Source organism: Aquamicrobium terrae (assembly GCF_040545735.1).
Classification (GTDB): Bacteria; Pseudomonadota; Alphaproteobacteria; order Rhizobiales; family Rhizobiaceae; genus Mesorhizobium; species Mesorhizobium terrae_A.
Genome location: NZ_JBEPML010000026.1, coordinates 68,034 through 74,534, shown reverse-complemented (window position 1 = coordinate 74,534; position 6,501 = coordinate 68,034). Strand labels below are relative to the sequence as shown.

The 6,501-nt window shown below is 59.3% G+C and carries 6 protein-coding genes and 1 pseudogene; 1 reads left to right on the top strand and 6 read right to left on the bottom strand.

What is annotated here, in order from left to right:
• Positions 1 to 96: 96 nt before the first annotated feature.
• A pseudogene (locus tag ABID37_RS24150) lies at positions 97 to 456 on the bottom strand (membrane-bound PQQ-dependent dehydrogenase, glucose/quinate/shikimate family); the annotation flags it as partial.
• A gap of 21 nt (positions 457 to 477) precedes the next feature.
• Between ABID37_RS24150 and ABID37_RS24145 the strand changes: the two are divergent.
• Positions 478 to 1,173, top strand: a complete 696-nt coding sequence (locus ABID37_RS24145; RefSeq protein ID WP_354199519.1) for a GntR family transcriptional regulator — start codon at positions 478 to 480, stop codon at positions 1,171 to 1,173.
• On the opposite strand, the gene ABID37_RS24140 is transcribed toward ABID37_RS24145, so the two are convergent.
• The 5 genes from ABID37_RS24140 to ABID37_RS24120 form a co-directional block, all read right to left on the bottom strand.
• A complete protein-coding gene (locus tag ABID37_RS24140) occupies positions 1,124 to 1,435 on the bottom strand; it encodes a hypothetical protein (RefSeq protein ID WP_354199523.1) in 312 nt (103 codons plus the stop codon). The genes ABID37_RS24145 and ABID37_RS24140 overlap by 50 nt on opposite strands.
• A 152-nt stretch (positions 1,436 to 1,587) precedes the next feature.
• On the bottom strand, positions 1,588 to 2,484 hold the full coding sequence (locus tag ABID37_RS24135; protein ID WP_354199517.1) for an ABC transporter permease: 897 nt from the start codon (positions 2,482 to 2,484) through the stop codon (positions 1,588 to 1,590).
• Complete coding sequence (locus ABID37_RS24130; RefSeq protein ID WP_354199515.1) at positions 2,481 to 3,290, bottom strand: ABC transporter ATP-binding protein; 810 nt, start codon at positions 3,288 to 3,290, stop codon at positions 2,481 to 2,483. Before ABID37_RS24130 ends, ABID37_RS24135 begins: the two co-directional genes overlap by 4 nt.
• The gene (locus ABID37_RS24125; RefSeq protein ID WP_354199513.1) at positions 3,265 to 5,454 is read right to left on the bottom strand and encodes a metallophosphoesterase family protein; all 2,190 of its coding nucleotides are present in this window, start codon (positions 5,452 to 5,454) and stop codon (positions 3,265 to 3,267) included. The genes ABID37_RS24130 and ABID37_RS24125 overlap by 26 nt, the downstream gene beginning before the upstream one ends.
• 10 nt (positions 5,455 to 5,464) lie before the next feature.
• The gene (locus ABID37_RS24120; protein ID WP_354199511.1) at positions 5,465 to 6,475 is read right to left on the bottom strand and encodes an ABC transporter substrate-binding protein; all 1,011 of its coding nucleotides are present in this window, start codon (positions 6,473 to 6,475) and stop codon (positions 5,465 to 5,467) included.
• Positions 6,476 to 6,501: the final 26 nt, after the last annotated feature.

Below are 6,501 nucleotides of genomic sequence, written 5' to 3'. Positions count from 1 at the left end.
CCTCGGCTCCATCATCGAACTCTTTACGCCCGCCGAATGCGCCAATTACTTCAAGGCCGCAGGATATGACCCAAATTAAACCGGACGCGCTCTAGTGGGAGAAACATAGGTCATCGGCGTGGCCTGAGCACCTACCGGCAGGCGGCCCTTCCATAGTTCCTCACCGGTGCGCGTGTCGATGGCACGCAGATAGTAGTCCTGTGTGCCGGCAAAAAATGTCACGCCCCCGGCCGTGGTGATCGGACCGCCAAGCGTCGGCATGCCAACCGGTATGTTCAAACCGGTCTTGATCCCGAGCGGGCCCGTATCCTTCAGCGTTCCTGCCGGAATTTGCCAGGCGATCTGGCGGCTCTTCAGGTCGATTGCAGTGATCGTGCCGTAAGGTGGTTCATGGCAAGGTACGGCAAGCGGTGAGTTGAAGCCGATCTTCCATGTCGCGTAAGGAGTGCCGAGCTGGGTCGCCTGCATGAAGGTGGATTGGCGCGCCGCCACGGATATGCGGAAAGCGAGATCACCCAGCGGCTGATCGAAGCCATCTTCGAGCAGCGGCTTCCGCCTGGCGAGCGCATTACCGGAAGCCAGCTTGCCGAAATATTCGGGGTGAGCCGTACGGTCGTGCGCCTGTCGATGGGCAAGCTGTCGGAGATCGGGGTCTTCCGCAAAACCCCAAATCTTGGCTATGTCATAGCTTCGCCGTCACGGGCCGAAGCGCGGATGATGCTTGACGTGCGCAAGATGATCGAGCCGGAGATGGTGCGCCAGATTGCGGCATCCAGGACCGAAGCCGACCTCTCCCGGCTGTTCGACCGTATCCGAGCCGAAAACGCGGCGCGAGCCAACGGAGATCGTTCCACATTGGTCCGTCTTGCGGGCGAATTCCACCTGAAGCTGGCCGAGATCAGCGGGAACGTCTACCTCGTCCAGACGCTGACCCAGCTTCAGGTGCTGACCTGCCTGGCGATCCTCGTCCATGCCGAATCCGAATCGGGCTGCCCCCGTGACGAACACAGCCGCATTGTCACTGCGATTGCCGAGGGACATGGTGACCGCGCGGCTTCCGACATGAGCCATCATCTCGAGCATATCGCAGAAGAGCTTCAGCTCAACATCGATCGCGTCGAGCCTAGCCTTGAAAGCGCGCTACGCTGGCTCGCGCCAAAGGTGCCGGGCTGAACAGGCGCGGTCCATATCTCGGCCTTTTCAAGCATGGGCCAGCCCAAGGCTCATTTTGCCCGCAGGCGTTTATTGTAGATATCACGCTTTTCCCTGGCAAAATGCGGGGTCGGCCGCAAGACCAGACCGAAGGGGTCCCCGAGACCAAAGGTGCTGCAACTTCGCAATCGTCGGCGCCATTCCTTCTCACGGCAACTGCTGCTGCGGTTTCTGGCCAGCAGCGCATCGCCTCCGTTGCGGGGACGCAAGGTGGATCGCCGATCCGCTCATGTGCGCCCAGCAGATCGTCGGCTCCCGCACTTCAGAGTGAAGCCTCATATTTCCTGTCTTCGCCAAGGTCGACCTGCCAATATGAATTTAAGAGCGTCAGCCGGCAACGAGCAACGTGACCCTATGAAATGCATGCCTCGACGATCACCGCTGCATCCCCCACCTCTGCACGGTTCGTGCCTCGATCACCCTGAAGATCAGGGACTCGACCAGCAGGCCGATCAGGATCACCGCCAGAAGGCCGGCGAATACGCGTGATGTTTCGAGTTGCGCGCGTGCCTCAAAAATATACCAACCAAGTCCGCCGGAACGCGACGATACGCCAAAGACCAATTCTGCGGCGATAAGGGTCCGCCAGGCGAAAGCCCAGCCGATCTTCAATCCGGCCAGAATGGCCGGGAAGGCCGCAGGGGTCAGGATAAGCGCGACGTAGCGCGGTCCTTTCAATCCGAGGTTATGGCCTGTCATCCGCAAGGTTTCCGGAACACCACGAAAACCCGTAAGTGTATTGAGAGCCACGGCCCAAAGCACCGAATGCACGATGACGAAAACCAGTGACGGCGTGCCGAGCCCGAACCAGATCAGAGCCAGCGGCAGTAATGCGATCGCCGGCAGGGGGTTGAACATCGCCGTGAGCGTAGAGAGCAGATCGGAACCAATCCGCACCGACACGGCAAGAGCCGTCAGCGCCGTGGCAAGAGCAAGCCCGATCGCATAACCCAGGACAAGCGATTTGAGCGAGGCCAGGACGCGGGTGACAAGAAGACCGCTCCACAAATCAGTCCAGAAAGCCTGGACCGTTTCAGTGAAGGAAGGAAACAGAAGCGGATTTCCCAACAGCCGTGCATAGACCTCCCACAGCAAGGCAAGCGCAAGGAGCAACAGCGTGCGACGAAAACCTTCGTTGCCAAGCAGACGCTCGCCAAGACCAAGCCGTCGCTCGACGTCGCCAACGGCGCTTGCGTCGATCGGCTGGCGTTCGAAGTCGGGCCGGATTCGTGCCGCCGACAAGGTTTCCTGATGTAACAAGGCGGTGCTCATGAATGTGCCTCCTCCGCTGGCATTTGTCCGGTCTCGAAAAGCAGGTTGTGGATCCGTTTCGATAAGCCACCGAATTCCGGATTCTCCACATTGCCGTAGTGGAAGCACTCGCAGCCGAGTTCGGCCCGCACACGTCCTGGATGGGGCGACAGCACGAGGATTCGCGATCCCACGATGATCGCCTCCTCGATGGAATGGGTCACAAACAATACGGTGAACCGCAGTTGTTCCCAGAGGCTGAGCAATTCTTCCTGCATCTTGCGCCGGGTCAGAGCATCCAGCGCCGCGAATGGTTCGTCCATCAGAAGAACGTCAGGTTCAAGAGCCATTGCCCGTGCGATGGCAACACGCATCTTCATGCCCCCGGAGAGCATATGCGGATACACATTGCTGAACCGTGTCAGATTGACCTTGTCCAGCGCAGCATGCGCACGCTCTTCCGCCTGCCTGCCTCGGAATTTGCCGGTCGCGATCATGGGGAAAAGAACGTTGTTCAGGACCGTCTTCCACGGCATCAGTTGCTCAAATTCCTGGAAGACCATCATACGATCCGGGCCGGGACCCTTGACGCGTTGGTTGTGGATCCGGATTTCACCTTCGACCGGGGCCAGGAAGCCGCCTATCGCCTTCAGCAGGGTAGATTTCCCGCACCCTGAAGGGCCGAGGATGACGTATCTATCCGACTGACACACTTCAAAATCCACCTTGTAGGTGGCTGTGACCAGGTGGTTCGGAGTCTTGTATTGAAGCGTGACGCCGCTTCCGCTCAGGATAACGTCGTCACCTCGCCAAGCTGTCCCGTTCATCATTACCTCCCATGAGAAGTTTCATCTCGTCGTTTTCGAAGCACAGCAACATGGGGTCGCTTTCCACGATCTCCTCCCTGAGCCTCATCTTTACGGCGCCCCCACGCGACATCACGGTCCAGTCGAACTCCCTGACCGTTCCCTTGCGGAGATTTATGCAGCGGCCCGTCCCGGCTTCGGGCAGAACGCTCTCTTCCAGTGCAATTTCTCTGACTGTCGCATGGTGTTTGGAGGGCAGCACCAGAAGTTCCAGGCCGTCGGCACCGGTGTGGGCGAAAATTATCCCGCCATCGGCTTGTCTCACCGGATGCACCGTTCGCCCAGATGCGGTCCGGGTGGCGAAGTGGGCATGCAGGTTCTTGGTGACGGCGCCGGCCGCGCGGGGATTGTAGCGACGGTCGACCAGACCGGTTCGGGCGAAATAACCCCGATCGATATCGGTGAAGGCGTCAAGGACAATTGTGATGCGATCAGCCGCGAAAGTGCCGAAGACCGCTTCCGCAACTCGATTGGCGTTGGCCGAGTCGTCGTTCGCGTTTTCCGCCGGATTGTCGGAGGCAAGACGGACGGAAAGAACCGCTTGCGTCCCGCACGTCGCCGCCCAATCCTGTAGCCGCGCCACCCATGCTGCGACGGAGGCCTCCCGGCCGACACGAAATACGAAGCCGTCCGCCAAGCCCGGCGACAAGGAAAGCAGGGAGGCAAGCTCCGCCGCCTCATCAAGCACGAAGCCATGGCTTATAGCATGCGAAAAGCGATGCGAGCCGTTAGCGCCGTTGCACCGGGGACGCAGTTTCGAGAGGAAAACAGGCACACCGACGTCCTGCCGGAAACGCACGAGGCGCGCCAGAGCGTCCGACGGCAGGGGCCATGGCATGATGATCTCGCAGGCTGCTACCAAGTGGTGGAAGGAGGCAAGCATCCCCTGTTCCGCGGCTGTAGGCAGGTTGTACAAATAGACGATGAACCGGTGGCCGATGGCGGTGAGCAGTTCCATCCGCCTCCGCGTATTTGGCGCGGCCAGATCCTGAAGCGGGACGCGCAGCGTGCGCACGCCCATTTCCCAGAGGGCAAGCACAGGATAGTCGTTGCGGGCGAACTTGCGCCCAAACTCGTCCACCCCGCCGCTCGGAGCGATCTCGACCACCTCGGACCACGGGTGCCGCAAATCGACACCTATCCTTTCCAGGCCATTGGTCTTGGTGTGGATGGGATCGAGCCTGGCTTCGGCGGCGACATCCTCTCCCGATTCCAACAGAGCGCCGTAACTGCGCTCGATCTTGGCCACATGCCCGTATTCATGGACATCGACGACGACAAAGCCGAGCTTCGCCGCATCGTCGCGTCCATTTTCCGGGCCAGGTTCGATCTTGTAGAACTCGCTGTAGTCCTGCCGGACAAAGGATATGGCGGGAACCACATACATCTCGGTCGAGCCGTAGACGTCGTACCAGAAATTGTGAACGTGACCCGAAAACACTGCTTCGGGTGCGTGTTTCGCGATGAGATCGAGGAGCCATGACCGGCCGGGCTCATCGATGTTGTCGTATCCTCCTGGCTCTTTCGGATCCGACACGTAGAGCGGATAGTGAATGAACATGAACACGCGGTCCGCGCCGCCGGCCGCGAGCGTCGCCTCCAGCCAGGATTGCTGATCACGCTCGAGCGGCAGGCCGGAATTCACCAGCGATGCATTAAGTATTATGAACAGGCAGCCGTCGTGCCTGAATGCGTAGAAGTCCCTGCCAAAGGTCTCCCGATACTTTTGCACGGTAGCTTCCGTCACGACGCCGGCCGGCATCCAGGATACGGGCTTGTCACCAACATCGTGGTTGCCTGGCGTCAGATGGAGCGGACATTCGACAACCGCACTCAATTCGAAGAACGCCTGCGCTGCGTCGCCGTAAATCTCCTGATCGGGTACCGGATGGACCATATCGCCCAGATGGACGATGAAAGCAGGGTCCATCTGCCTGGCTTTTGCGAACACATGCCGGCTGCGCCGATTGGCAAGTTTGTTGCTCGGCCACGGTGAAGAAGAGCCTGCCTCTTCGTGATTCACATGCGTGTCGCTGATGATCAGGAAGCTGAACAAGCGCGCGCCGAGTTTCTTGGCGGTACCGGCCGACGCCTGACGCAGGCTGGTTGCTTCGTGGTTACCCATCGCTTTATCCTCAGCTGCCCGACAGGCTGTGCGCCACGGAGAAGAATATGTCCTTCCAGCTCTCGGGCTTGTTCTTGAGTGCACCGCGCTCATGCAGGAACCCGGCGTATTTCATGAACCCCTGCGGAACGGTGGTGAAGACGTTGGTTTCATCGTTCAACGCAGCCAGCAGCAGATCCTCGGAAAGTGATGTTCCCGTCATCTCCTTGTAAATCCTGGCGGTTGCCGGCTTGTCGCGATTGATAAATTCCATGGCTTCACTCACCGCCGAGGCGACCACTTCCACAAGCTTGGGATTGCCGTTGTAAAAGGCCTCGCTTGTGTAGAGTGCCACGTTCGTCGTCGAACCGAGGACATCATGAGAGCTCACCACCTTGTGGATGCCGGGATGGGCAAGCTCCTGTTCGACAAAGGGAGAACTGGTGATATGGGCCGTGATCTCGGTGCCACCGCTCATCAGAGCAGTCGCGGCATCGGGATGCGGCATCGACACCGTGAGCGTGTCGAGCTGGCTGAAGCCGTCCTGACCGAAGGTCGCAGCCGATGCCATCTGCAGAAAGGCAGCCTGAACCGAAACCTTCACGGCCGGCAATGCAATCTTGTCACTTGCCGACAGGTCTTTCAGGGTTTTTATCTGCGGTTTGTTGATTGTCATCACGAGCGGTATCGAGCCCAACGAAACCAGCCCCTTTACGTTCAGAGAGCCTTTTGTCTTGTCCCAGATGGTCAGGAGCGGCGTGACGCCGGCTGCAGCGATATCGAGATTGCCGGAAACCAGCGCCTCGTTCATGGTCGTGCCGCCACTGAAGGTACTCCATTCGACATCCAAGTCGGGAATGCCCATTTCCGCAGCCTTCTTCGTGATCAGCTCCTGTTGCTGGGTGACCATGAGCGGAAGGGAGGCAAAGCCATATTGCTGCGCGATACGCAGGGTCTCGGCTTGCGCCAGTTGGCCGGTTAGTATCAAGCTTCCGACCGTCAACCCGAAAAGCCGGGTTAGTGTTTTTGTTAGTCCTTGCATGACCTTTTCCTCCCTAAGGCTAGCGT